Raw genomic sequence first — 23,502 nt, 5'->3', positions numbered from 1 at the left:
TTTGCGGCTGGGGAAACCCGCCGCATGTGGCTCGGCGCACTCGTAGAGTGCGCAATCCACGATACCGGAGACGGGCCTTCCTTCGCCTAGAGAGCGACCATCATGTCTAGCGCGTCGCGTTATCAGAGAACTCTGAGGGCATTGAATTCCTGAGACTGTGTATTCATCGTGTGCAGCGCCCGGCACTCCGCTGCGGCGCGGCGGGCGCGCGCCGCCAGTCGGCGAAACGCTCTCACGTCCAGCCCATGAAGGCTTGCGCGATCTGCTGGAGGGATAGCCCGTCCAGCGGCCTGCGCGGCTTGCGATGTGAGATGTGGATGGCTTGCATGGCATTCTTTCGACTCGGTTTGGCGTTCAGGCCGGAAGCGGGCGCGAACGCTTGAACCCGGTGCTCTCCGACGGTAGGGTGCGGCGGGCGGGAATGTGTGTGGACGCGACGACTCGCGCGCTACGGTCGAGGTAGTCGGCCAGGTGGACGACCAGCTCGTCGACATCCTCACCCGCGCCGTGGATGTAGCTGGACTTCCGGCGCCGCATAAAGGGAAGTCCGAGCACGTACAGGCCGGGCGCGTCGGCGATGCCGCCTGCGTGCCGCAATTCTCCGAACCGGTCGAAGATCGGAAGATCGAGCCACGAGTGATCAGGCCGGACGCCGGTGGCCCAGATCACCGTGCGGAATCGCGATCGCAACTCGAGGGCGGTTGGCGCAGACGTATTGATCCGGGTGGCCAGTGGTCGCGGCCCGACTGCATCGATGCGACCGTCGAGGCGGGCCTGCAGTGCCCAGCGGTCGAAGACGTCGAGCAGGCGGTTCAACTTCAGGTCGGCCAGCGCGCAGACGTTGCGCAGCGAGCCCGAAAACAACGCCCGGCCGTCGCGTACTTGCACCAGCCGGCCGACGATGGTCACGCCCTGCTGCTGCAGCGCATTGAGGTCCAGCGTCGCGCGATCGGGCGTGCCGATAAGCTGCGGCGACGGCAGCCGGCGCACGCGCCGCACGTCGTCAACATCCCCGAGCCGCTGGTCGAGCACGCCGGCGGCGAGCAGCCACCACTGGATGTCGCGGCCGCGGTACAGGCGCGGCATCCGCACGTGCTCGCCCACCGCCAGCGTCACTGGGCGCCCGCTGCGCTGGATCTCCTGCGCGAGCTGCAGCCCGGTGGCCGACGCACCGACGACAAGCACACCGCCGTCGGGCAGCTGCGCCGGCCGCCGGTACGCAAGGGCGGTGACTTGCTCGACGCAGGCCGGCAGCGCCCGCGCGAGTGCGGGCACGACCGATCGAGTCGCGGCGCCTGTCGCGACGACGAGCGCACGGCACTGCCAGTCGCCCTGCGTCGTCTCGACGCGCCAGCCTTCCGCATCCGGACCGGCCCGCAACACCGTCGTGGCGGTACGCACCGGCGCTGCGACCTTCTGCGCATAGCGCGACAGGAAATCCGCCACCTCGGGCGCCGCCATGTAGCCGTCGGGGTCGTCGCCGTCGTACGCGTGGCCGGGCAGGCGCGTCATCCAGTTCGGGGTGAGCAGGCGCAGCGAGTCCCAGCGCTCGGCACGCCAGGCGTTGGCCACCTCGCCACGCTCGAGCACGATGTGCTCGATCGAGCGCTGCGAGAGCGCCTGGCTCATCGCCAAGCCGCAGTGGCCGCCGCCGACGACGACAACGTCGACCGCGGCCGATCGGCGCCTGGCGCTCACGACGACACCTTGATCGCCGTGACGTACACGTCGGTCGGGTTCGTCATGATGTCGAACACCGCCGAGCGCTTCTGCGATTGCGCCACCAGCGCCGCGATCTGCTCGGTCGTCGCATCGGCGTCGATCTCGAAGTTGACGCGCACGGCGTCGAAGCCGTTGCGCACGTCGTCGTCGATGCCCAGGATACCCTGGATGTCCATGCCGGCATCGAGCGTCGCCTTCACCGACCGCAGCTGGATGTTGCGGTGCTGCGCCACGGCCGCTACGCCGGCCGACAGACAACCCGCGAGTCCGACCAGCAGCATCTCGACGGGCGTGGCACCCTTGTCTTCCGAGGCGAAAATCTCGGGGTGGTCGGTCTCGAAGGTGAAGGGCTGGCGGTGCCTCTGCTCGCCGCCGAGGCCGTGGAAGGCGTCGATCGTGGCACGGGTGTGCGTACCGCGCACCCATTGGCTGGTGGCGCGCCAGCGGAAGCGCGCCGCCTCCGGCGTCTTGCCGAGCGCTTCGCGCGCACCGAGCAGGGCTTCGACGTTGACGCCGTTGTCGACGTTGGTGATCTGTGTTTGCATGAGTGGCTCCAGTTGGAAGTAGAGGAATGCGCCGGCATCACCGGCGCTGCCACTTTGCGCGGCCGGCGTGGAACCCAACGTTGGAGCGTGCGTGGAATCCGTGCCCCGGTGGGGCTCGGCCGAGCCTGGCGGCCGGTCGCGGGTCCGGGCCCGGGCGAAGCTAGGGCGCGTAGCGCCGTACTGGCACGACGCGGTCGACCGACAACCCCGCCTCGCGCTGCGCGACACGGATCGACTCAGCGTCCGGAGCCTGGTACAGGCCGATCATTCGCAGCCCGTCGGCCGACAGGTAGCTGCGCAGCAGTCGGACGCCGTGACGCTGGAAGCACCCGGCGTCGATCGCCCCCTGCAACTCGCGTGCGCCGAAGACGGCCGGCTCGGCGAACGCGTGGGCGACGACGGCCTTCACGGCCGCCAGCTCATCGTCGCGAAGGCCCGCTGCATCCTGGACGCGGCAGGCCCACGCGTCGCCTGGTGGGGCGCCGGACTGGCGCATCGCGATGCGCACCGACTCGGCATCGGCGGCGCGGAAGTGGCAGAACATCTCGCTACCGTCGGTCGCCAGCAGACTCGCGCACCAGGTCACCCGGTGAATGCCCAGGCAACTGCCGAGGATCGCCGCGATGCCCCGCATCTCGGTGTCGGTCACCGGCTGGGACAGGCGCCGCTCGACGACGACGTCGGTCATCGGGCCTCCAGCCGCGCGACGATCTCGCGCGTCCACAGCGCCGCGCCGTGGCCGGCCAGGCGCCGGGCCTCGCGCGAGTAGTCGTCGGCGCCGTGGCGGTCGCCACGGGCGGCGCAGTCGTGCGAGAGCACCGCGTTGGCCAGCAGCATCTCGGTCGGGCGCTCGAGCAGTTGCGCGTAGCCGAGCGCCTCGGCGGCGCGTCGCTTCGCGGTGGCGGCGCGACCGCGCTCGCAGTCGAGCAACGCGGCGCGCGTCAGCACGTAGGCGAGCCGGTGCTTGGCGTCTGCCACGCGCAGGTCGGCCAGCGCCGCGTCGAGCCGCCGCGCATCGTCGTCGATCGCGTAGTCGCACAGGCCGGCCATGGCGCGGGCGAAGGGCTCCTCGCTGCCTTCGCGAAGCTTGTCGCCGAGCGCCAGCAGATCGCCGCTGCGGGCTCGTGCGTCGTCGAGGCAGCCGCGCTGCAGGTGCAGCATCACCAGGTATTCGTTGGCTTGGTACTCGGCGATCCGGTCCCCGGCCGACTTGCACATCGTGCGTGCCCCGTCAAACAGCTCGACGGCCTCGTCCAGGCGATTGCCGTGGAAGCGCAGCATGCCGAGCCCGGCCGCGATCGCATGGTGGCTGAAGCCGTTGCGCGCGGCCAGCTTGCTCGCCTCGGCCAGCATCGCATCGGCCTGCGGAACATCGCGCTCGATCATGGCCAGGCACTTGGCGGTCTCCGCCATGCCGACGATCTGCGCCTTGTCGCCCCCTCCACGCACCGCACGCACCGCCTGCAGCGTCTGCTCGCGCGCTGCGCTCCAGTGGCCCATCGCCCAGCGTACCGTGGCCGCCATGTGGTAGCCGAGCCGCGCGTGCGCCAACTCGCCGTGTTCCAGAGCGCGCTCGGCGAGCCGGGTGTATTCGTCCGCGGCCGCCGGGTCGAGCGGCCGCGCCGCAAGCAGGATGTCGTGCAGTTCGATCTCGACACAGACGCGCTCGGCTTCGCGCAGCGAACCCGCAAGCTGCAGACCGCGCCGCGCGATGGCTGCCGCCTCGTCGTTGGCAAAGAAGCGCAGGCTGAGCCGGCCGGCGGCGACCAGCGCCCGCGCGGCCAGCGCGGGGTCGGCGCTCTGGGTCGCGTGGTGGGCCAGATCGGCGGCGCGCGCCAGGTCCTGCGCGGTGTCGCGCTCGAGATGCTCGGCAATGCGTCGGTGCATGACCTGCCGGCGCAGCGGCGAGATGTCGGTGTAGATCGCGCGGGCAATCAGGTCGTGCGCAAAGCGCAAGCCGTGCTCGCCGCTGCGCAGCATGGCGTTCCGCTCGGCAAGGTCGAGAGCCGCGGCGACCTCGGTCGCGTCGATCCCCGAGACCTTCACCAGCATCCCGAGGTCGATGTGCGGGCTCAGCACGGCGGCCCAGCGCAGCACTTCGACGCCGGTCGCGCCGTGCAGCGCCAATCGGTCGCGCACCAGTTCATCGAGCGGGCCGGCAGCACCGCCCGCCAGCTCCGCCCGCGCCAGTTCGAGCGCCAACAGCGGGTTGCCGCTGCCGTCGGCGCTCAGGCGCGGGCCGTCGGCACCCGGCACCTGCAATTCGATCAGCCGCGCCAGGTCGGCGTCGGGCAGCGGCCCGAGCGCGATCTCGCGCAGCAGGCCGTCGCGGACGAGGCCGCGCCGCACCTGCTGCAGCGGCACGCTGTCGCGCAGTTCGGCATCGCGCACGGCGAGAACGCCCAGCACCGCGCAGCCACGGTTCATCCGGGCGATGTAGAGCAGCGCGGCGGCGCTCGACTCGTCGCACCATTGGGCGTCGTCGAGCAGGAGCACGACCGGTCGCTGCGCCGACTCGCGCGCCACGAGCTGGCTGAGACGCTCGAACAGGCCGTCGCGGTCGTTCGTGGCAGCGCCGCGGAACACCGCGTCGGCGGCGCCATGCACCCTGAGCGCGTCGATCCAGAAAGAGAACGGGCGGATGACATCGGATTCGAACGCCGCCGCCTGCAGCACGAAAGCCCTGCTTTCGCGTACCAACGCCAGAGTCGCCTCGAGCACCCGGCTCTTGCCGATGCCCGGCGCGCCGACCAGCATCACGATGGCCGCGCGCGGCGCCTGCTCGACTTCGCGCAGCGCCTGGGCCATCTGCGCCATCTCGGCCTCGCGGCCGACCAGTCTTCGGTCCACCGCGACCGCCGAGAAGTCGGGGCCGGGGGCCGGCGCGCGCAGCAGTGGGGCGTCGATGCGCGGCTTGTGGCGCGCGGCGAGCAGCGCGCCGGACGACTCGACGCCGGCTTCCTTCAGCATTCGCAAGCCGAGCTGGTACTGTTCCTCGGCTTCAGAGGCTTGGTGCGCGGCGTTCAACAAGCGGATCAGCATCGAGCGGTGCGCCTCTTCGTAAGGGAAAAGGCCGACCAATGCCCGCGCATACGGCAGCGCGCGACTCGGCACATCGCCGAGGCGATCGACGAGCTCGGAAAGGATCGCCGCACGGTCGCAAATTGCATGCTCGCGCTCGGCCATGCACCAGCCATGGAAGTCGTGAAAGCTGGAGAACTCGAGGCCTTCCAGGAAACTGCCGCGGCAGCGCAATGCGGCACGCTCCAGCATCGGCGTCTCGGCACTCGCCAGCCCGTTCTCGACCAGCGCACGCAGTTCGAGCACGTCGACGACCACGCCTGTCGCATCGATGGCAACCGTGGTGCGATCGGCGACCAGCCGCTCGCACCCTGGCTCGTCGACAAGACGCCGCAGTTTCGACAGGCTCCAGCGCAGGGATCCCAACGGGTCGTCGGGCACGTCCCAGAGCAGCGAACTCAGTTGCTCGCGCCTGAAGCGCCGCGGCTGCAGGCACAGGTAGGCGAGCAGCGCGCGCGTCTTGCGTGATGGCGGCAACGGCTGCTCGCGGCCGTCTCGATGGACCGCAAAGTCGCCCAGGAACTGGAATTCGAGCCCTGCCATGAAGGTGTCTTCGTGCGAAGGCGCTACTTTAGAACGACACACTTTTCCCCACAACCGCATCCCCCGGGCGACGAAAACCACGCTCGCTTCCACGCTGACTCCTCCGGTGTGCGCCAAACATGGGTGCCTCTTCCAACCGTCAGGAGTCCCCATGGCACGCTACGACAACATTCTCGAGACCATCGGCCGCACGCCGCTGGTCCGCCTGAATCGCCTGGCCCCGGCTGGTGTGAACCTCTGGGTCAAGGTGGAATCGTTTAACCCCCTCGGCTCTGTCAAGGATCGGATGGCGCGCGCGGTAATCGAGGACGCCGAACGCTCCGGGGCGCTGCGGCCGGGCCAGACGGTGATCGAGGCGACCAGCGGCAATACCGGCATCGGGCTGGCGATGGTCTGTGCGCAGAAAGGCTACCCCCTCGTCGTGACGATGGCCGAGAGCTTCAGCCTGGAGCGGCGCAGGCTGCTGCGCTTCCTCGGTGCGCGGGTCGTCCTGACGCCGGCGGCCGAGAAAGGAACGGGCATGCTGAACAAGGCCAGCGAACTGGCCGAGCGGCATGGCTGGTTCCTCTGCCGCCAGTTCGACAACGAGGCCAATGCCGAGGCGCACACGCGCACCACGGCGCAGGAAATACTGGCGGATTTCGCCGGCGACACGCTGCACGCCTTCGTCAGCGGCTTCGGCACGGGCGGCACGCTGCTCGGCGTAGCCCGCGGCCTGAAAGCCGCCGATCGACGCATCCGCATCGTGGCGGCCGAGCCCGACAACTCACCACTGCTTGGCGGCGGGTTCGCTCAGCCGCGCGACGCGTCGGGCCGGCCGAGCGCAAGCCATCCTCACTTCCGCCCGCATCTGATGCAGGGCTGGAGCCCCGACTTCATTTCGCGCCTGGCCGAACGGGCCCGTGCCGAAGGGCTGATCGACGAGATTGTCCCGGTGGCCGGCCAGGAAGCGCTTCGGCTGGCACGCGCTCTGGCGACGCAGGAGGGCATCTTCGCCGGCACCTCCAGCGGCGCGACGCTGGCCGCGGCGCTCGACGTCGCACGGCGCAGCCCGCATGGTGCCCACGTCGTCTGCATGCTGCCCGACACCGGCGAACGCTATCTGTCGACGCCGTTGTTCGAACACATCGCCGACGAGATGAACGACGTCGAACTCGCCCTCTCGCGTTCGACGCCCGGTTACCGCTTCGATGTCGCGCCGGCGGCGCCGGCGGAAGCGGCGCCGCAAGCGCTCGACGCGAGTGCGGAGGCGTTCGTCGACCTGTTGGTGTGCAACCAGCCGGTGGTGATGTTCGCGCTCGAGTGGTGCGAATTCTGCTGGGCGGTGCGCAAGCTGTTCGCGCGTCTGCGCGTGGCCTTCGAAAGCGTCGACGTCGACGCCGTCCGCTTCAAGGAGGGCGATCTGGGCGTCAAGGTCCGGGCGGTGCTGAAGCAGCGCACCGGCTCGCCGACGATGCCGCAGATCTACATCGCCGGCCGCCACGTCGGCGGCTGCACGGACCTGTTCGACGCGATGCGCCAGGGCGAACTGCAGCGTTGGCTCGACGCGGCCGGGATCGCGTACGACCGCAATGTCCACCTCGACCCGTACAGCCTGCTGCCCAAGTGGCTGCATCCCAGGCGAGCGGCCTGACGCCCCGTAATCATCCGCCCAAATTTGTGCGTGCCTTCTTCAACGAGTCCTGGAGGTCATCATGGAATTCATCCAAACAATCGCGCCCGAAGACGCGGGCGGTGCCGTCGCGGCGATGTACCGCCGACAGCAATCAGCCTGGGGCTACGTGCCGAACTACGCCAAGGTGTTCTGCCACCGCCCCGAGGTAATGGCGCGCTGGGGGCAACTGCTTGCCGAGATCAGGCGGCCGATGGACGCGCGCCGCTTCGAGCTCGTGACCTTCGCCGCCGCGCACGAGTTGCGCAACTCGGCCTGCACGCTGGCCCACGGAACCAAACTGCGCGATTTCCTTGCCGACGAAGCCATCGCCACCCTGGCCGGCGGAGGTCACGTCGACGCGGTGACGTCACTCGAGCACAAGGCAATGCGCTTCGCCCGCCAAGTCGCGCGCGACGCCTCCGGCGTGACGTCGAGTCAGGTCGAGGAGCTCAAAACATGCGGCCTGTCCGACGCCGAGGTCTTCGACATCGCCGCGGTGGCCGCCGGCCGCGCCTTCTTCGCGAAGTTGCTCGACGCGCTCGGCGTGACGCCGGACGCGCCCTTCCTCGCGCTCGACGAAGCCTTGCGCGAGCGCCTGACCGTCGGCCGTGGCATCGATCGGCGCCCCACGACGCAAATGCCGCAAGCGCCAGCCGCCGATTCCACAGGCTTTCCAATGGGCGGTTCCACGCCCTCTGCGCACAGTGGCCAGGCCGCTTCCTGATGCGGCATCGGAGAGCCGCATTTGCACATCCACCCTTGGAATGAGGACCATCGCCATGTATGCCACCACCGTACCCGCCGCAGCGGGCGCATCCACGCTCCCCCACCGAATGCGGACTGTCGACGGATGGCTCCCGCTTGAGCGCTGCGCGACCCGCATCGACAGCTCAGGCAAAGCGCTTGCCGACGCCGTCGTACTGATCCACCCGAGCGGTTCGTCGTCGAAATCCTGGCAGGCGCTGGCCGGCGAGCTTGACGCCGAGTTCCGTGTGATGACGGTCGAACTTCACGGCCACGCGAACCCGCCGGGACCGACGTTGGTCGAGCACGCCGAACTCGTGCGTCCACTGTTGGCGCCGGGTCAGCGGGTGCATCTGGTCGGTCATTCGTTCGGCGGCGGCGTCGCGCTGAAGGCAGCCGCGCTGTGGCCGGCCGCGGTCGCAAGCGTCGCGCTCTACGAGCCCGCCATGTTCGGCTGGATGCCCGACCACGACGCAGACGGCCGACCGTTGCGCAGCATATTTGTCGCTGTCGCCGAAGAAATCCGAGACCGCCTCGCGCAAGGCGACGCAAACGCTGCTGCGCGAGCCTTCATCACGTTCTGGTCAGGCGCCACGACATGGGAGGCAGTGCCGCTGCGTGCGCAACAGATCATCGCCCACCGCATGCCCGAGGTGCTTCGGCATTTCGAGTCACTGTTTGTCGACAGCATGACGCCGTGCGACGTGAAGGCGAACGGTCATCCGTTGCTTGTGCTCGCCGGCAGCGAAACGGTGCCGGGCATGCAATGGCTGGCGCAGCGGATGCGGCTGGCGCTGCCACACGCTCGCCACGAGTGGATTCCCGGCCTCGGGCACATGGGGCCGGCGACCGACCCGGCGCGCGTGAATCCGCGCATCGCCGCGTTCCTGCGCCGGCACGCAGCCGTCGTGCGAGGTGCCGGCTTTGCATGCTGAAAACAGCCGGGTTGAGAGCGCCCGAACAAGTTGCGCACCGGCTGTTGAAGTCAGCTTCTATGAGGACTCGTTTGTCAAACCTTTTGATCAAAGGATCGATGAGCGGTATTTCATTGGCGGCACCTTTGTGTTGCTGAGCCGTGTGGGGCAGGAGCGCAGCGCGGGGGCGATGCATCCTGATCCGTGGTCGGGGTATGACGAGCGTTCGAGCCAATGCTCGGACAAGCTTCTATCCATGCAGGCGGCGAACACCCTGCGCCTCATGCTGCATGCGCGTGAAGCGCATTGGAAAACCCCGGTTACCGGTGCGCCCCACCTAAAAACGCGGTCACTTTGGTGCAGTGACCCTCTGACTTCTCGGGCGCGTCGACCTTTGATCATGATGCGACGATTTGGCTGTTTCGAAACAAGGCTGCGTGGGATTTCAAGCGGCTGGCTTGAGTGACGCTCCAGCGGGAATCTCGCCGTACTGCAGATAGCGGCCACAAGGCGATCGCCAGCTTTCTTGCGACGGCAACGATGCCCACTCTGCGCATGAGCTTGCGACCTGCAGCGAAGCGCCGGTTGAACCATTCGGTCAAGAGATGATGGGCGAGCGCGGCGTGCTCGTCGACCACGCCACGGTTCATCGATGGTCGATCATGATCCTGCCGGTGATGGCCGCGGCGTTTCGGTTTCGCCAACGCAAGCGACCTGTGGGCGCGAGTTGGCGGATGGACGAAACGTACATCAAGGTCGCAGGCCAGTGGAAGTATCTGTACCGAGCGGTCGACCGCGATGGCGACACGATTGACTTTCTGCTGCGTGCCAAGCGCGATCTCGCAGCCGCACGATGCTTTGTGGAACAGGCCATCGGACTGCATGGTGTGCCCGAAAAGATCAACATGGACAAGAGCGGTGCCAACACGGCCGCCATCCAGAGCATTCAAGCCGACTCCGGTGCGCCCATCGAGATGCGCCAGTCGAAGTACCTAACAACATCGTCGAACAGGACCATCGGGCCGTCAAACGTATCGTGAGGCCGATCACCGCATGCTGCTGGACCTGCTGCGGCTGAAGCTGCCCGATCAACCCCCACCGAAGATCACCGCCAAGCACGCCCACATCACTGCTGAACCAACGCCGATGTAGTGGAGACCTTCGACCTCGTGCTCAATCGAATCAAGCACTTAGCCGGCTTCACACCTGCCAGTTCAGAAAGATGGGCTGATATGGCCCGTTTTGTCAAGAGGGCCGCCGTCCACGACGTCTTGCCCGTATAGCGGCGCCCGTGGCGAAGCAGCATCGCCTTGAGTTGCTGGCGGCCTTCAGCCGCGCCTTCACGGCATCCACCCGCGCACGACACAGATCCCGGATGGCGGCAATCAGGTGCCTGCCTTCCAATTTGCCAAGAACTAACCGACGGACATGACCCACAACCGCCGTTCGGAGCCGCGCCCAGCGAAACCTTTTGGGGGCGTCCGTAGAATTCACCGCTTTGCCGAGATAAACATGACCATTGCCAAGAAGCAAACGGCGTTCACGCGCCCCCTGACACCCAGCGTCGAGCTCGCAGCCGTCATTGGCCCCACACCCCAGCCTCGGACCGAGGTCACCAAGCTGCTGTGGGACTACATCAAGCTGAACAACCTCCAAAACCCAGCGAACAAGCGCAATATCCTTTGTGATGCCAAGCTTCATGCGGTGATGGGCAAACCCGAGGTGACGATGTTCGAAATGTCGGGTCTTGTTGGGAAGCACCTGTCCTGAAGAGCGTTGCCGCACGCACGCAGCCGGCTCCGGCCGGGCCGGCAGTGTGAGCACGAGGCCGCGTCAGGGAGCTGACTTTCAAGATGTGGGTGCGGCCGATCAAGGTGATCAAGGTCGGCTGCCTGACGTGGCTGCAAACTGGCGGTCCCGGCCACAAGCAGAACTTCGCCAAGGTCAGCTATGCGACAGCCAATGAGCGCGTGATTTCGGCAACACCAGGAAGCAACCTCACACCACGGCGCGCTTTCGCCTTTTACCGGTTGGCGTAGCGCCGACTGGCGGTGCAGCCGGGAACGCTTCGGAACTGCGCTCGATCAATTCGAGCAACGCGCGAACGCGCGACGGAACCATGCGAGCGCTCGGCATCACTGCGGCGATAGGCATTGCGGGTGGCCGCGTCGCGGGCAGCAACTCCACCAATTCGCCGCGCGCCAGGGATTCGCTCACCATGTAGTGCGGCACCTGGGCGATGCCCATGCCCAGAACCGCAGCGCGCATGATCGCATCGCCGGAGTCGACATGGATTCGCGACGGCGGCATGAAGCTCACACTTCGGCCGCGCACCCGGAATTGCCACGGGCGATCCTTTCCGTTACTCGGCACGCGATAGAGCACGGCGGCGTGGTCCGCCAGTTCGGCTACGGAGTTCGGCGTGCCGGCGCGCGCCAGGTAGGACGGCGCGGCGAACAACAACAGCTCCTGCGTGCTGAAGGGGCGCGCCACGAGCGAGGAGTCGCGCAGCGCACCCGTACGAATGGCCACGTCGATGCCCTCCTTCACGAGATCGACATAGACGTCGGAGAACCTGGCGTCGATGGACAGTCGCGGATGTTCTCGCGTGAGCTGCGCCAGGAGGGGCAGCATGACAAGGCGGCCGAAGCTCACTGGCATATCGATGCGCAGTGTCCCAGTTGGCTCGTCGCGCGCGCCTGAGGCTTCTTCCTGCAGCAACTCCAGCTCGTCGAGCACGCGCTGACAGCGAGCGAACAGCCGGTGCCCATCGTCGGTCAGCGTGACTTGGCGCGTTGTGCGATGAAAAAGCCGCACTCCGAGCTGCGCTTCGAGCCGCGTTACCGCCTTTGCAAGCGTCGACGGCGTGCAGCCGATCTCCCTCGATGCGGCGGCAAAGTTGCCGCGCTTGGCCGTTTCGGCAAAGGCCAGCAGGGGTTGGAGTCCATGCATGGATTGAGTCCTTTTCGTCCTCAATGTAATCCCATTCACGGATCTTCTCATTAGGAACGTGACTTCCGATACTGCACTCGTCCGATGCATCCGACGCCCACCTTTCAGCACCCACGCGCCACAGCGGCGCATCAACCAGAGGTATAGGAGCCCACCATGCAAACGTCATCCATGATCGTGAAGAGCCAAGACGTGCAACCGCTGCTCGTGCTCGGGACACAGGTTCGATTTCTGTGCGAAGGGCACAGCACCAACGGTGCTTGGTCGTTGATGGAGGTGACCTTGCCGCAGGACGCGGGGCCGCCGCCGCACTCTCACGAGTGGGACGAGGCTTACTTCGTCACGGAGGGGAAAGTGCAGTTCACATTGGACGATAAGCACTTCACGGCGACCGCGGGCGACTTCGTCTACACACCGAGCTCGGTGGTGCACGGTTTTCGCGGGGCCTCGCAGCGGCCCGCGCGCGTGCTCATCTTTGATGCGCCGGCGCATGCCGGGGCCTTCTTCAAGCGCGTCGACCAGGAAGTGAAGGAGCTGCCACGCGACCTGCCCAAAGTGCTTGACATCGGCAAGAGCACCGGCATTCATTTCGTGCAGCCGGCGTGAGCAAGATCGCGCCCCGCGGCCGCTCGCCGATGGCGACTTGCTCTCGCGGGGTCACAAAGAAATGCTGAAGAGGAGAAACTCCAATGAACCACGCCTCTCGCAGCCGTGCCAGGATTTGCGTGGCCGTCGTCTACTTCATGATCGGCATCGCATTGGGAGTGGCGATGGGTGCTTTCGGCGATCACTCGTTCGCTCCGCTGCACCCCCACATCAATCGCCTGGGCCGGGTCCCAATGGCATTGTTCCGCCTCTTCGGGGCCGCATATCCAGTCACCATGCAAGGCCTCGTTCCCACGCTTATCGAACACGCCGGTTTGGCGATTTCGACCGCCGCAAACATCACGGCCATGCTCCGAACTGGTGGAACCGTTGGCGCGATCCTGGCAGGGTGGGCCATGGATCGTATGCGACCGACTTGGGTCATCGCCGGTTCATATCTAGGTGGTGCGCTCTGCGTGATCGGCGTCGGCGCGACGGGTGCACTTTCCGGATCACTGTTCCTCTGGGTCCTGGCGGCGGGCTTCTTCATGAACGGAGCACAGACGGGTCTCAACACTTTCGCCCCGAACTGCTATCCGACGGTTGCCCGCGCGACCGATGTCGGCTGGATGCTTGGCATGGGGCGGTTTGGCAGCATTCTGGGCTCTGGGGTGGGAGGGTGCTTGTCGGGATCGGTTGGGGTTTCGGAGCAATCGTTTCGGCGCTGGCCATTCCTGCATCAATTGCCGGCTTGGCGATCCTTGTGAGTCGAAGCGGCGTCAATCTATCTCTGCCAGAGGTCAGAAATCGTGTGAAGGTGGGACGGTTGCTGCCGAAAGCAAAGTGCGGCAACTGCGGCCTATCAACGCACGAGGTGTACGCTCAAAGCGACCGATGACGAAGACCGCCGGCCAGAAGGAGTCCTTCGCGAACGACCGCTGTGCTGCAGCCCGACTGCACTGACAGCGGGCCCGCAGCGCGAGATTTGCTACGTCACGCGGTCTTGAACCCATGCGTCTCGGATCGCGCGCAGATGCCGGTCGTCGGTACCGCAGCAGCCACCCAGCACATTGAGCGCCGGCAGTGGCGCGCGCAGCCTTCGGTAACGCTCACCCAGATCGGCTGGATCACCGATGTCCAACTCCGTCGCGGCGTCCAGCTCGGCGTGGCTACGCGTCGACGCGTTCGCGCGAATGCCTCGAATCCTCGCGGTCCAAGCCCCACCGTCGGCGAAGCACGCCTCAAAGTGGCTCGGATGTGCGCAGTTCACCGCAAAGTATGCGGGCGCCGTATCTGCATCCACTTGCTCCATCGCTTCGCGCAACGGCTCGCCGCTGGGCAACCGGCCATCAGTCCCGACCGTGAACGAAATTGCGACTGGCAAGCCGACCGTCTTAGCGGATCGAGCGACGCCGATGGCCTCGACGCTGGTGGTCATCGTCACCGCTGACAGCATATCGACGCCGCCCTTTTTCAGCGCTGCGGCTTGCGGCAGGTGATAGGCCGCCGCATCAGCCGCGCTGCTCGGCGCATCGGCCACGTAGCCGTCGCCGCGCGGTCCGATGATGCCGCTCAGGACCACCGGACCGGTCAACCGGGAACGCCATTCATCCCGAAGGAAACTCACCAGACGCGCGGCGTCAATGTTGGCTTGATCAAGCGCCGACGAGTCATACCCCAGCAAGCGACCCCAGTCGGGGTTTGCCCGCCAAGTGGGCGTCTCCAGCACGAAGCCGGCGCCAGGGGTACTGGCGCACAGTTCGAGATAGGGTCGGTAGTAGCGTTGGAGCCGCTCGCGTCCCGCATAGTCTCGAAGCAGGACGAACGCCGCGAAGTGCGGCAAGTCCACGCCATCCAGGAAGACAAGTGTCGTCTCAAGCCCGCCGTCGCTGAGAAACAGTCCACCGGCAAGCTGCGGAAGCGTTGCATCGATCATGGCGCACCCCCAACTGCATTCTGTCGCGCCCGCAATTAAGTTGCAATCGCTTGTAGCCGCGATGCGATGCCGCTGCCGCGACATTGCGATCGACCGGTACTGGGTCAGTGCCTGTGCCGCCAGTCGCTGCGCCTCGTCGAGCGAATCGGTGGGTGTGGCATGGGAAGCCGCTCAGCGGCGGCGTGCGTATAGCCCTGGGGAAGCGAAGTGAAGTCAGCCATGGCGAATCGTCTCCTGAGGTAGTTGATGGGAAGCTGTGCGCCAAAGCCACGCGCCCGTGGCAAAAAGGGCAGCGGCGCCTGCCGCGAGCCCGATCGCCAGCTGCGGGCCAACGCGCAGCAGCAACGCCGAAGTGACGGGGGCCAGCGATCTGGCCGAGTGCAAAGGCGGCGGAAATGCGACCGATGAGATGTGCCGCACGAGTGGGCGCGCGGGCGCGCACTTCGTGGACGCCGGCCAAGGTAATCACCATGAAGGTTCCGCCTACGAGCAAGGCCGACGCTGCGATGGTCCAGAGATTCGCCCGCAGGGCGGGCAGCAAACACCCAGGCCCATCAGGAGCTGGCAGGTGGCCCAGTTCTTCAGTCGCTTCGCACCCTGCAGCAGCCGCGCGACGAGCAGCGTGGAAAGCGCCGCCGTGACGCCGAAGATCGGCCACGCGAGGCTGAACACGCGCGGGTCGTCCACCACAGTGCGCGCCAACACTGGAAGGAAAGTAGCCGGAAGGATGTAGCCGAATCCCATGATCCCGTAGCAGACGACCGGCCCGCGCGTGGCTCCTTGCTCAGACGTACGGCCCAACGCTAGTCACAGGGTTCGTCGACGTCATGATTTGGCGCTCCCAGCGCAGTGCGGATGGCACCGAATAACGCATTCGCAGAAAACGGCTTGCGAAGAAGACGCGCCGGCCTGGCGGCCCTCGCGGCGCGTTGGAGTGCATCGTCAATCGATCCCGACATGAACACGATGGGAACACTGCAGTTTTCGGCGCGCAGGCAGGCATTGACATCCAGGCCCGACATGCCGGCCATGCACAAGTCGAGGATGGCGCAGGCAGGCGTGCAAGAGTTCAGTGACGCCAGGAAGTCCTCGCCGGTCGCATAAGTCACCACCTTAAAACCATCGAGCCGCAACAGGCGTGCGAGCGCTGTTCTCAACGCCGAATCGTCGTCCACTACAGCTATGGTCTCCAATGGCAAAGCACGCTCCTTGCGGTCTTTCGGGGAACGTCAGTGCGTGACGGCGCTTGTGCACAGTCATGGCTGGCTCTCTCGATCGACTTCTTGGAAGAGCATGCGCGGAGTTTCTTGCCGCTACCTGAACGGCATCTGAGTTTGCGACCGCCCGCGGCCTGGAAGCGCTGCGGGTGGTCGAACAGGCAAAGGAGGACGAGGAGTTGCAATTCTCCGGTCACCGCGCCAATCAAGACGCCGATACGGTGAGGGGCGACTTCTGATGCCCTGCCTTCCACCTTTGCGCACCGCGCAGGTGAAGGGATTCACTCCGGCCAAGAGCTGTCGAAAAAGGAAATCCATCGCTGCCTCAAGCGCCACATCGTTCGTGAGTTGTACCCGCTGATCCTGGCTGACTTGGCGGACGCCGCACGTCCCGCTTGACATAGGAGCGTCAACGCCTGCAGCGAGACGCTGTTCGTTGAAGGTGGAGCGATTGCACGCACAACGTTTCGAGACCAGGCGCGAGGCGAAGAACGAGGCCATCGATTGGTTGCTCCGGTACAACCGCGCTCGACTGAACTCGACGCTGGGCCCACGTCAGCCCGATGCAGTTCGAGCAGGAATGGCTTGCCAATCAATCACGGCAAGCCAACTCATGAGCTTGGCTATGGGGTACGGATTTCAGGGGCAAGGTCAGGGTAATCCCGCTATCGGAGCCGCACTTGAGATCAATCCTTCACGAGTGGGTCTCGCACTACAACGGCGGACGCCCTCACAGCGCGTTGGGCCCGGGCGTGCCGGGCCCTCCTTTCGTGGCTCGGTGCGGCGAACCAAAGCCGAAGCTCGGCATCGATGGGTGCCGGGCGCGCGCGTGCGCGCAAAACCCGTGTTGGGTGGATTGCACCACGAGTACTCGGTCGTGCCGACAACATCGTCCCTGTAGCAGAGCTCGGCTCGCCGCCGAGCCGCTCGCTTTTCCTGTTCAACCGTTCAAGGCCTGTATCCCGCGTCAGCAGACGAGATTTTGCGGAGCACAGCCACGCAGAGATTCAAGGTTCTTGTCGACCCGCGGAAAAAAGGTGTGGTGTCGCCGCGAGCGCTGCCGCGCTGTACGACCTCGGCGCGGGCCAGGCTGTGGCCATACTGCTCGAAGCGCTGCGCGCCGAACAGTTCGGCGCGGATCGGTGGTTCGACCGGTTGGTACCGGCCAAGGAGGAGGCGACGTGCGTACCCGCTGAGCGCGTGGAACCGGTCGACGACCGCCGCGGCGCTCAAGCGACCGCGAACAGTCCGATGGCGAGCACCATGGCCACACAGGCCATCGTCACGATGCGGCCGGCGGCGACTGAACGCACCCGCTGGAGCTGGCTCTCGATCGCGAACCACCGCCCCTGCGCCAAAGCACAATGCCGCATGTGGCTCGCCAGCGCATCGATGTCGCCGCGGATGAAGTCGATCTGGGAAAGGGCTAGCAATTGCGGGGAAGACATGGCAAAGATTCCTCTGAACGAACCTTTGGCCGGCGCGCGATTGCGAGCGAATGCTGTGAACGTGGGGACAGGGTACTCCTCATTGCATACCCCTAATTTTTCTGAGAGCCGGATCACGGGCAATCATTTGTCATGTGGCACGTGGCCTCATAGGCGCGACCCCATTTTTTTTGGAGTTCGACCGGGCGCCCGAGGTGTTTTGGACATCCAGCGTGCCATCGCCCGCTGCAGCCAGCAGGTATTTGCAAACGTCCCGCTCATCACGGGCGCGCGAAAGCCATGATGAGCGGGGGCCGCCGACGCTGCATGCTGAAGGCCGCTGTTTCAGGACGGGAGCATAGGTGTCGCCGGCACTCAATCGACCGTCCGCGTCGCCTGCAGCAGGATCGATGGCGGGATCGTGATGCTGAGCGCCGCGGCGGTCATCTTGTTCACGATGAGTTCAAAGCGTGTCATTTGCTCGAATGGAACATCAGCCGGTCTTGCACCTTGAGGATTCGATCGACCTGCTTCGTGACGCGCTCGGTAAATTCGCCGATGTTGGGTCAGTAGGACAATAACTATCGCGCTGGCGGTCCGGTAGATCATTCCAGCAGCATCGCCAGGCGCACTGTCGAGTTGGCCAGCGCTGCGATGCCGACCGCCTCGAGCAGCGCCAACTCCCCGATCTGCCCGCACAGGGCACGCGTGGTCTGCTGGATCGGGCCGGTCTGGTAGTGCACCGTGTCACGCGCCCAGACCAGCAGGTCGGCCTCCCGCGGTTCCAGCTTCGGGCTGTGCAGCGTGGTCAAGGCGCCGTCGATCTCCGGCTCGGTCCAGAGGTCCGCCGTCAGCAGCTTCCTGGACTCCGCCTCGGTGTGGCGACAGTCCAGCGCGCGTGCCACGACGCCGAACATCAGCGCCTTCACGCCGCGCGACAGGACTCCCGGCGCGAAGGCCTCGTCCAGCGCTGTTTTCATGACGACGGCGGCGGGCAGGCCCGCCAGCGGCGCGACGATTGGCGCGAAGACGCCGCTGTGCAGGGCGGAAGCCTCCAGCGACTCGGGCAACTGGGCGAGGTGCCGCCGCCGCAGGCGTGCGCGCAGGAGCGGCTCCATCAGGCCAACCACGTATCCGACCGAGCCATTGGCCAATCCTTCGTAGAGGCGCTCCGGCGGACAGGCGATAAGGACAGTTACCCGGGTGTGGAAGCATCCCAGCGCCACGAGGAACGCCATTTCGTTGACAACCTGAGGTGAACAGCCAGCGCGACGAGGGCATCCTTGTCAAGCGGCGAAGGCCAGGGGCGCGAACGCGCGAGCTTGCGGCACAGCGTCACGAAGGCATCGTCTTTGGCATCGAGTTCGGCGACACGCACGCCGCGCTCGAGACGGCTGATCACCAACTCCGAGTAGCCCAGCATCTTCATCGTCGCGCGCAAGGCGCCGTAGCAGGAGCGGCACGAGACCTCCTGGGCGGCCACCATAGCGCCCATCATGGACAGGCGCTCGGGAATCTCGCGCGATCGGTAGGTCAGCACCCACAGGCAGGTCTCGCGAACCCATTTGACGCGAGACACCCGGCGTTCGGCCTCGCCCAGCGGCGCACCGCTGCGTTTGATGGTGGCCTCCCATGCAAGGTCGGCGACCCTCGGCAGGATTGGTTCACCCCACTCAATCTCATCCAGCAGCAGAGCCATCGAGGCCTCCTCCGGCAGTGGCCGTGACGCCCGAATGATGCGCCAACGCAGATCCTCGGCGGCCGCTGTTGAACGATTTTCTGCTGCGTGCCGAGAGAGACCTGGCGGCTTGGTCATGAGAGGAACGTATCGTGGCGAGGTGGCCAACACGGATCGGGCTCGCTTCGCCGGAATCGACGACAAATCAGGCATTCAGATTCCATTTCGCCTGAACAGCAGCGAGAGCTTGCGCAACCTCAGGCTGATAGGCGCTTGCGTTGCCGAAAGTCCTCATCGTCCAGTTGCACCCGTCCTGCTCCGCGCACGGCGGCAGCAAGACTGGTCTGGACACATGGACGTGTTCGCCATCGCTTTTCACGACATCGCTTTCTTGGATGAGGCGAGAAACCTCAGCCTGAATCTCATCCGCAGTCTTGAGCATACGTCGCACGTCAGCCTCACATGGATTGGAGCAGCAGTATGACGGTCTACATCGCGAGCTCGGAATCCCGCCGCCACGGTCCGCATGCTGCGCCCGGTCGCCGATCCCCACCCGGTGATCGACCGGAATGCGTTCGAGCGACGCGCCCATGCGCACCATGTCGTGCAGCGCCCGGGGACCAACCGCGGCGCACGTTCGCCGATGTCCGCCTCTTTGCGGCGCATGGCGATCGCGAAATCCTGGAGCAGCCGCTGCTGAGTTGATGCGCCCAGCCCGCCGGCGATGGTCCCTCGCGGGCCGCATTCGGCCCGACTGACGCGAGGGAGCCTTCAATTGGCCTCGCTCTTCAACTTGCGCAGTCGATCCTCTGCATGATCGAGTTCCTTCCGCAGTTCCCGGATTTCTTGCTCGAGCCTCTCGATGTTCGCAGCACGGCTTTGCTCCGGGGCGAGAGTCTCGCAACGAGCTTGCAAAGCGGCCAACGCCTCAGCAAGTTGCCGTCGGCGCAGCATTTGGCCTTTGGAGCGGGCGAGCTCCATGTCCCGCTCGATAGCGGCTTCTTCGGCTCTGCATTCGGTGATGTCCACCTGGTTCGGGGGCTGTGCGATGGCGGGAGTTGCCAGAGCCAGCGCAATGGTCAGAAAGTACGGGTTCATGCGCATACACGTCATACAGGTAGCCGAGAACAAGAGACACTGTGCATGCCAGCAACACGCCGGTTGGCCGCAGGCCAACCGTCTTGAAAGGTCGAGTTCCATGCCCAAGCGGAATCGTTTCGTTCCGAGAGTCCATCGGCTTCGCGTCGTTCGGGGTCGGTAGCCGCATCCGAAGCGCAACCGGCACATGCAGTGCACACGCGTTGCATCAAACAAAGCACTGCTGCATGTGCGATGCGCAGTGCGCAACGGCCAGGACATCTTCTGGAGTCACCCGATAAAGGGCTTCACTTCCTCAAGGCTCAGCCGGATTCCCTGCGGCCGGCTGATTCGCATTTTTGCTCAATCGTGGCGATATGCTCCCTGCGGCCAGCGTCCACAATCTTGACGCGTAGATCCTCATGTCGTGCTCCTCTGCCCCCCAAAAGCACGATCCCGGCTGCGTCGCTTACCCCATTTCTGGCTACTCCACTCTAGTGAAATCTTCCCCATGGCTGATCTTAATGACGCTATGTCAGACCCTCAGGGCGACCCGGAAGGCCTGGGCCTTGACCTTGCCATCTCGCCTGCCGGCCGGGTCTACCTCGAGATCGCGCACGGCATCAGCGGCGCCCCGGCGGCGCCTGCGGCCACGCGGATTCGCAAAGCCTGGGAGCGCGGCGCAGCGCATGGTTTACTGCAACTGGGCGCGGTGGAATTGGTCACCGCCCTCCCACCCTCGCTGGCCTTCGGGCGCGAGTTCGCACATCTGTTCATGGTGCGGCTGACGGCCCTTGCCGCGTTGGCCGAAGACTGGGCAAACGTCGAGTTGCCCGCACCCCGCGCCGAGTTGGAGCAACTGGCAGCCGCCGCGCCACCGATGACGGGTGCGGAATACCTCGACGGCCCAGTGCTCGATGCATGGTGGGTGGACATGCACACGGCAGTGCGCGAGGACATCGCCGCCAGCGGTTGCGCGATCGATTCGTGGCTGCGAGGCAAGCACCCCAGTTGGAACCTGGTCGGCCGGGTCTGTTTTCATCTGGCAGAGAACAAGGGCAACGAACTCGCACCGTTCGCCTTTCTTGCCACCTGCGCAAGCCATGTGTCAAAAGATGCTCGCGTCCAGCACGTGCCGTTGGGGCGAGCGTTGCACAACTATTCGCAGGCCCAGGATCGCGCCGGGCTGTTGAAACTGCTGCTGCCGGTGCACAAGGCAGCCGAGCGGAGCCCTTGGCTCAAATCTCTGGTCGATGAGGGGAAAGTGTTCCATCCTCTGGCCTGGTCGCCGCCCGAGGCGCACCAGTTCCTGCGCAATGTGTCCCTGTTCGAAGCCAGCGGCCTGATCGTGCGCATCCCGGACTGGTGGAAGCCGCGACACCCACCGCGCCCGCAAGTGCGGGTGCAGCTCGGTCAGCACGCCTCGGGCATCGGGCTGGCCACGATGCTCGACTTCAAGGCCGAACTCACGCTCGACGGCGAAGCGCTTTCCGAGGAGGAGTGGAGGCATTTGAACGCGGCGGGCGACGGTCTTGTACGGCTCAAGGGACGCTGGGTCGAGGTCGACCGCGAAAAACTCGACGCCGTGTTGGCCCATTGGAAGACGGTGCAGCGTTCGGCCGCCGCCGACGGGATTTCCTTCCTCCAGGGGATGCGCCTGCTGTCGGGCGCCGCCATCGAGGGCGACGCCCCCGCGGCGCCGGCTGAAACGACCGCCGAGTGGTCCACCGTGGTGGCGGGCGACTGGTTGCACGATGCGCTCGCAGAACTGCGCGAACCAGGGGCAGGCCCCGATCCGCAACCCGAACTCCTGGCGCAACTGCGGCCCTACCAGCGCAAGGGTGTCCAATGGTTGTGGTGGCTCAACCGCCTGGGGCTGGGAGGCTGTCTTGCCGACGACATGGGACTGGGCAAGACGGTCCAGGTGCTTGGCCTCTTCTCGCTGGCCAAGCGCGAGCGCGACCCGGGACCGCATCTTCTGATCGTGCCCGCTTCGCTCATCGCCAACTGGCAGGCGGAGGCAGCGCGCTTCGCACCCCACTTGCGGCTGCTGGTCGCACACCCTTCGGTGATTCCGGCCGGGGATCTGGCCGCGCTTTCTCGACATCGACTTGCGGACGTGGACATCGTCGTGACGAGCTACGCCAGCGTCGCGCGCCTGCCCTGGATGGCCGATGTGCAATGGTCTCTGGTCGTGTTGGACGAAGCGCAGGCCATCAAGAATCCTGGCGCACAGCAGACGCGCAAGATCAAAACGCTCAGCAGCCGCGTACGCTTCGCGATGACGGGCACGCCGGTGGAGAACCGGCTCGGTGACCTGTGGTCACTTTTCGATTTCATCTGCCCCGGGTTGCTGGGATCGGCAGCGACCTTCAGCCGTTTCGTGCGCCGCCTGGCGGACAGCGAGCACGTCGATTACGCGCCGCTGCGTCGCCTGGTGCAGCCCTATATCCTGCGGCGCCTCAAGAGCGACAAGCGGGTCATCGCCGACCTGCCCGACAAGACCGAGGTCAAAGCCTACTGCGCGCTGAGCAGAGTCCAGGCGAGCCTGTACCAGCAGTCGGTCGAAGCGCTGGCCACGCAGATCGAGACCCTGGAGGGAATCGAGCGGCGTGGCGTGGTCCTGGCCTTCCTGATGCGCTTCAAACAGATTTGCAACCATCCTTCGCAATGGCTGGGCGACGGCGCGTACGGGCCGCACGACAGCGGCAAGTTCGCCCGTCTGCGCGAATTGACCGAGGCGATCGCGGCGCGCCAGGAGAAGGTGTTGGTCTTCACGCAGTTCCAGGAAATGACCGGGCCGCTGGCTCAGTTTCTGCACGGCGTTTTCGGGCGATCCGGCCTGGTGCTTCACGGCGGCACCGCCGTGAAGGCACGCGCGGCGCTGGTCGAAGCGTTTCAGCACGAGCAGGGCCCGCCATTCTTCGTCCTGTCCCTCAAGGCGGGGGGCACGGGCCTGAACCTGACCGCCGCGTCGCACGTCGTGCATTTCGATCGCTGGTGGAATCCGGCCGTTGAAAATCAGGCGACCGACCGTGCCTATCGAATCGGGCAGAAGAGGAACGTCCTGGTTCACAAGTTCGTCTGCCGCGGCACCGTGGAAGCGAAGATCGACGCCCTTATCGAAGCTAAACTGGGATTGTCGAACCAGATCATCGAAGGCGGCGGCGAGACACTGTTGACGGAGCTGGACAACGACGAATTGCTGCGCATGGTGGCGCTCGATATCGGTAGTGCGATGGTCGAGGCCAAGGCGGGCTGAGAGTGGCCAAGAGGAGCCAAGAGGGGGCCAAGAGGCAGGCCTGTTTGGGAGCCGGGAAACACACATGGCACGAAATTACGAGTACGGCAGCTGGGCGCCTTACGTTCCGGTAGCACAGCGGCAGCACAAGGCGAAGCAAAAGGCCGCGGCGCTGGCGAAAAAGGG

20 protein-coding genes and 5 pseudogenes are annotated in these 23,502 nt (G+C 65.7%); 10 read left to right on the top strand and 15 right to left on the bottom strand.

What is annotated here, in order from left to right; translation table 11 throughout:
* Nucleotides 1–354: 354 nt before the first annotated feature.
* The 4 genes from WKW80_RS33760 to WKW80_RS33745 form a co-directional block, all read right to left on the bottom strand.
* A complete protein-coding gene (locus WKW80_RS33760) occupies nt 355–1,698 on the bottom strand; it encodes an NAD(P)-binding domain-containing protein (RefSeq protein ID WP_340367945.1) in 1,344 nt (447 codons plus the stop codon).
* Nucleotides 1,695–2,267, bottom strand: coding sequence for an OsmC family protein (locus tag WKW80_RS33755; protein WP_340367944.1), 573 nt, complete (start codon nt 2,265–2,267; stop codon nt 1,695–1,697). The genes WKW80_RS33760 and WKW80_RS33755 overlap by 4 nt, the downstream gene beginning before the upstream one ends.
* 160 nt (nt 2,268–2,427) lie before the next feature.
* On the bottom strand, nt 2,428–2,955 hold the full coding sequence (locus WKW80_RS33750; protein ID WP_340367943.1) for a nickel-binding protein: 528 nt from the start codon (nt 2,953–2,955) through the stop codon (nt 2,428–2,430).
* On the bottom strand, nt 2,952–5,891 hold the full coding sequence (locus WKW80_RS33745; RefSeq protein WP_340367942.1) for an ATP-binding protein: 2,940 nt from the start codon (nt 5,889–5,891) through the stop codon (nt 2,952–2,954). Before WKW80_RS33745 ends, WKW80_RS33750 begins: the two co-directional genes overlap by 4 nt.
* Before the next feature lie 151 nt (nt 5,892–6,042).
* Between WKW80_RS33745 and cysK the strand changes: the two genes are divergently transcribed.
* The 4 genes from cysK (at nt 6,043) to WKW80_RS37600 (ending at nt 9,669) form a co-directional block, all read left to right on the top strand.
* The gene (gene cysK, locus WKW80_RS33740) at nt 6,043–7,524 is read left to right on the top strand and encodes a cysteine synthase A (RefSeq protein ID WP_340367941.1); all 1,482 of its coding nucleotides are present in this window, start codon (nt 6,043–6,045) and stop codon (nt 7,522–7,524) included.
* Between the two features lie 61 nt (nt 7,525–7,585).
* The gene (locus WKW80_RS33735; RefSeq protein ID WP_340367940.1) at nt 7,586–8,269 is read left to right on the top strand and encodes a carboxymuconolactone decarboxylase family protein; all 684 of its coding nucleotides are present in this window, start codon (nt 7,586–7,588) and stop codon (nt 8,267–8,269) included.
* A gap of 55 nt (nt 8,270–8,324) precedes the next feature.
* Nucleotides 8,325–9,224, top strand: a complete 900-nt coding sequence (locus WKW80_RS33730) for an alpha/beta fold hydrolase (protein ID WP_340367939.1) — start codon at nt 8,325–8,327, stop codon at nt 9,222–9,224.
* On the top strand, nt 9,214–9,669 hold the full coding sequence (locus tag WKW80_RS37600) for a hypothetical protein (RefSeq protein ID WP_422823020.1): 456 nt from the start codon (nt 9,214–9,216) through the stop codon (nt 9,667–9,669). The genes WKW80_RS33730 and WKW80_RS37600 overlap by 11 nt, the downstream gene beginning before the upstream one ends.
* On the opposite strand, the pseudogene WKW80_RS37595 reads toward WKW80_RS37600, so the two are convergent.
* Nucleotides 9,649–9,805, bottom strand: a pseudogene (locus WKW80_RS37595) (IS110 family RNA-guided transposase); the annotation flags it as partial. The gene WKW80_RS37600 and the pseudogene WKW80_RS37595 sit on opposite strands and share 21 nt — an antisense overlap.
* On the opposite strand from WKW80_RS37595, the pseudogene WKW80_RS33720 reads away from it, so the two are divergent.
* Nucleotides 9,803–10,251: pseudogene (locus WKW80_RS33720) on the top strand (IS6 family transposase); the annotation flags it as partial. The pseudogenes WKW80_RS37595 and WKW80_RS33720 sit on opposite strands and share 3 nt — an antisense overlap.
* A 464-nt stretch (nt 10,252–10,715) precedes the next feature.
* Nucleotides 10,716–10,973, top strand: a complete 258-nt coding sequence (locus WKW80_RS33715; protein ID WP_340367938.1) for an SWIB/MDM2 domain-containing protein — start codon at nt 10,716–10,718, stop codon at nt 10,971–10,973.
* Nucleotides 10,974–11,201: 228 nt separating this feature from the next.
* On the opposite strand, the gene WKW80_RS33710 is transcribed toward WKW80_RS33715, so the two are convergent.
* Nucleotides 11,202–12,155: a LysR family transcriptional regulator gene (locus tag WKW80_RS33710; RefSeq protein ID WP_340367937.1), complete on the bottom strand. Its 954-nt coding sequence runs from the start codon at nt 12,153–12,155 to the stop codon at nt 11,202–11,204.
* Between the two features lie 192 nt (nt 12,156–12,347).
* Between WKW80_RS33710 and WKW80_RS33705 the strand changes: the two genes are divergently transcribed.
* A complete protein-coding gene (locus tag WKW80_RS33705) occupies nt 12,348–12,761 on the top strand; it encodes a cupin domain-containing protein (protein ID WP_340367936.1) in 414 nt (137 codons plus the stop codon).
* Nucleotides 12,762–13,036: 275 nt separating this feature from the next.
* Nucleotides 13,037–13,512: pseudogene (locus WKW80_RS33700) on the top strand (MFS transporter); the annotation flags it as partial.
* Nucleotides 13,513–13,728: 216 nt separating this feature from the next.
* Here WKW80_RS33700 and WKW80_RS33695 read toward each other — a convergent pair.
* The 3 genes and pseudogenes from WKW80_RS33695 to WKW80_RS33685 all read right to left on the bottom strand — a co-directional run bounded on the left by WKW80_RS33695 (nt 13,729) and on the right by WKW80_RS33685 (nt 15,851).
* Nucleotides 13,729–14,676 carry a homocysteine S-methyltransferase family protein gene (locus tag WKW80_RS33695; RefSeq protein ID WP_340367935.1) on the bottom strand — a complete coding sequence of 316 codons (948 nt, stop codon included), beginning with the start codon at nt 14,674–14,676 and terminating at the stop codon, nt 13,729–13,731.
* Nucleotides 14,615–15,420 (bottom strand): annotated as a pseudogene (locus WKW80_RS37590) (YbfB/YjiJ family MFS transporter). Before WKW80_RS37590 ends, WKW80_RS33695 begins: the two are co-directional and overlap by 62 nt.
* A 59-nt stretch (nt 15,421–15,479) precedes the next feature.
* On the bottom strand, nt 15,480–15,851 hold the full coding sequence (locus WKW80_RS33685; protein WP_340367933.1) for a response regulator transcription factor: 372 nt from the start codon (nt 15,849–15,851) through the stop codon (nt 15,480–15,482).
* Between the two features lie 453 nt (nt 15,852–16,304).
* On the opposite strand from WKW80_RS33685, the pseudogene WKW80_RS33680 reads away from it, so the two are divergent.
* A pseudogene (locus tag WKW80_RS33680) lies at nt 16,305–16,510 on the top strand (IS3 family transposase); the annotation flags it as partial.
* A gap of 612 nt (nt 16,511–17,122) precedes the next feature.
* Here the strand turns inward: WKW80_RS33680 and WKW80_RS33675 are convergent.
* The 6 genes from WKW80_RS33675 to WKW80_RS33650 all read right to left on the bottom strand — a co-directional run bounded on the left by WKW80_RS33675 (nt 17,123) and on the right by WKW80_RS33650 (nt 20,096).
* Nucleotides 17,123–17,341 (bottom strand): hypothetical protein, encoded by a 219-nt coding sequence (locus tag WKW80_RS33675; RefSeq protein ID WP_340367932.1) that lies wholly within the window; start codon nt 17,339–17,341, stop codon nt 17,123–17,125.
* Nucleotides 17,342–17,695: 354 nt separating this feature from the next.
* Nucleotides 17,696–17,929: an ABC transporter substrate binding protein gene (locus WKW80_RS33670; RefSeq protein ID WP_340367931.1), complete on the bottom strand. Its 234-nt coding sequence runs from the start codon at nt 17,927–17,929 to the stop codon at nt 17,696–17,698.
* Nucleotides 17,926–18,558: a hypothetical protein gene (locus tag WKW80_RS33665; RefSeq protein WP_340367930.1), complete on the bottom strand. Its 633-nt coding sequence runs from the start codon at nt 18,556–18,558 to the stop codon at nt 17,926–17,928. The genes WKW80_RS33670 and WKW80_RS33665 overlap by 4 nt, the downstream gene beginning before the upstream one ends.
* Nucleotides 18,516–19,019 carry a hypothetical protein gene (locus WKW80_RS33660; protein ID WP_340367929.1) on the bottom strand — a complete coding sequence of 168 codons (504 nt, stop codon included), beginning with the start codon at nt 19,017–19,019 and terminating at the stop codon, nt 18,516–18,518. The genes WKW80_RS33665 and WKW80_RS33660 overlap by 43 nt, the downstream gene beginning before the upstream one ends.
* A 184-nt stretch (nt 19,020–19,203) precedes the next feature.
* On the bottom strand, nt 19,204–19,590 hold the full coding sequence (locus WKW80_RS33655) for a hypothetical protein (RefSeq protein ID WP_340367928.1): 387 nt from the start codon (nt 19,588–19,590) through the stop codon (nt 19,204–19,206).
* Between the two features lie 179 nt (nt 19,591–19,769).
* Nucleotides 19,770–20,096 carry a DUF1090 family protein gene (locus WKW80_RS33650; RefSeq protein ID WP_340367927.1) on the bottom strand — a complete coding sequence of 109 codons (327 nt, stop codon included), beginning with the start codon at nt 20,094–20,096 and terminating at the stop codon, nt 19,770–19,772.
* 406 nt (nt 20,097–20,502) lie between these two features.
* Here WKW80_RS33650 and WKW80_RS33645 point away from each other — a divergent pair, with 406 nt between their 5' ends.
* On the top strand, nt 20,503–23,337 hold the full coding sequence (locus tag WKW80_RS33645) for a DEAD/DEAH box helicase (RefSeq protein ID WP_340367926.1): 2,835 nt from the start codon (nt 20,503–20,505) through the stop codon (nt 23,335–23,337).
* Nucleotides 23,338–23,502: the final 165 nt, after the last annotated feature.

Origin of the sequence: Variovorax humicola (assembly GCF_037889915.1) — a bacterium.
Taxonomy (GTDB): domain Bacteria; phylum Pseudomonadota; class Gammaproteobacteria; order Burkholderiales; family Burkholderiaceae_C; genus Variovorax; species Variovorax humicola.
Note: the sequence above shows the minus strand (reverse complement) of the source record. Positions and strands in the feature narration are given on the sequence as shown.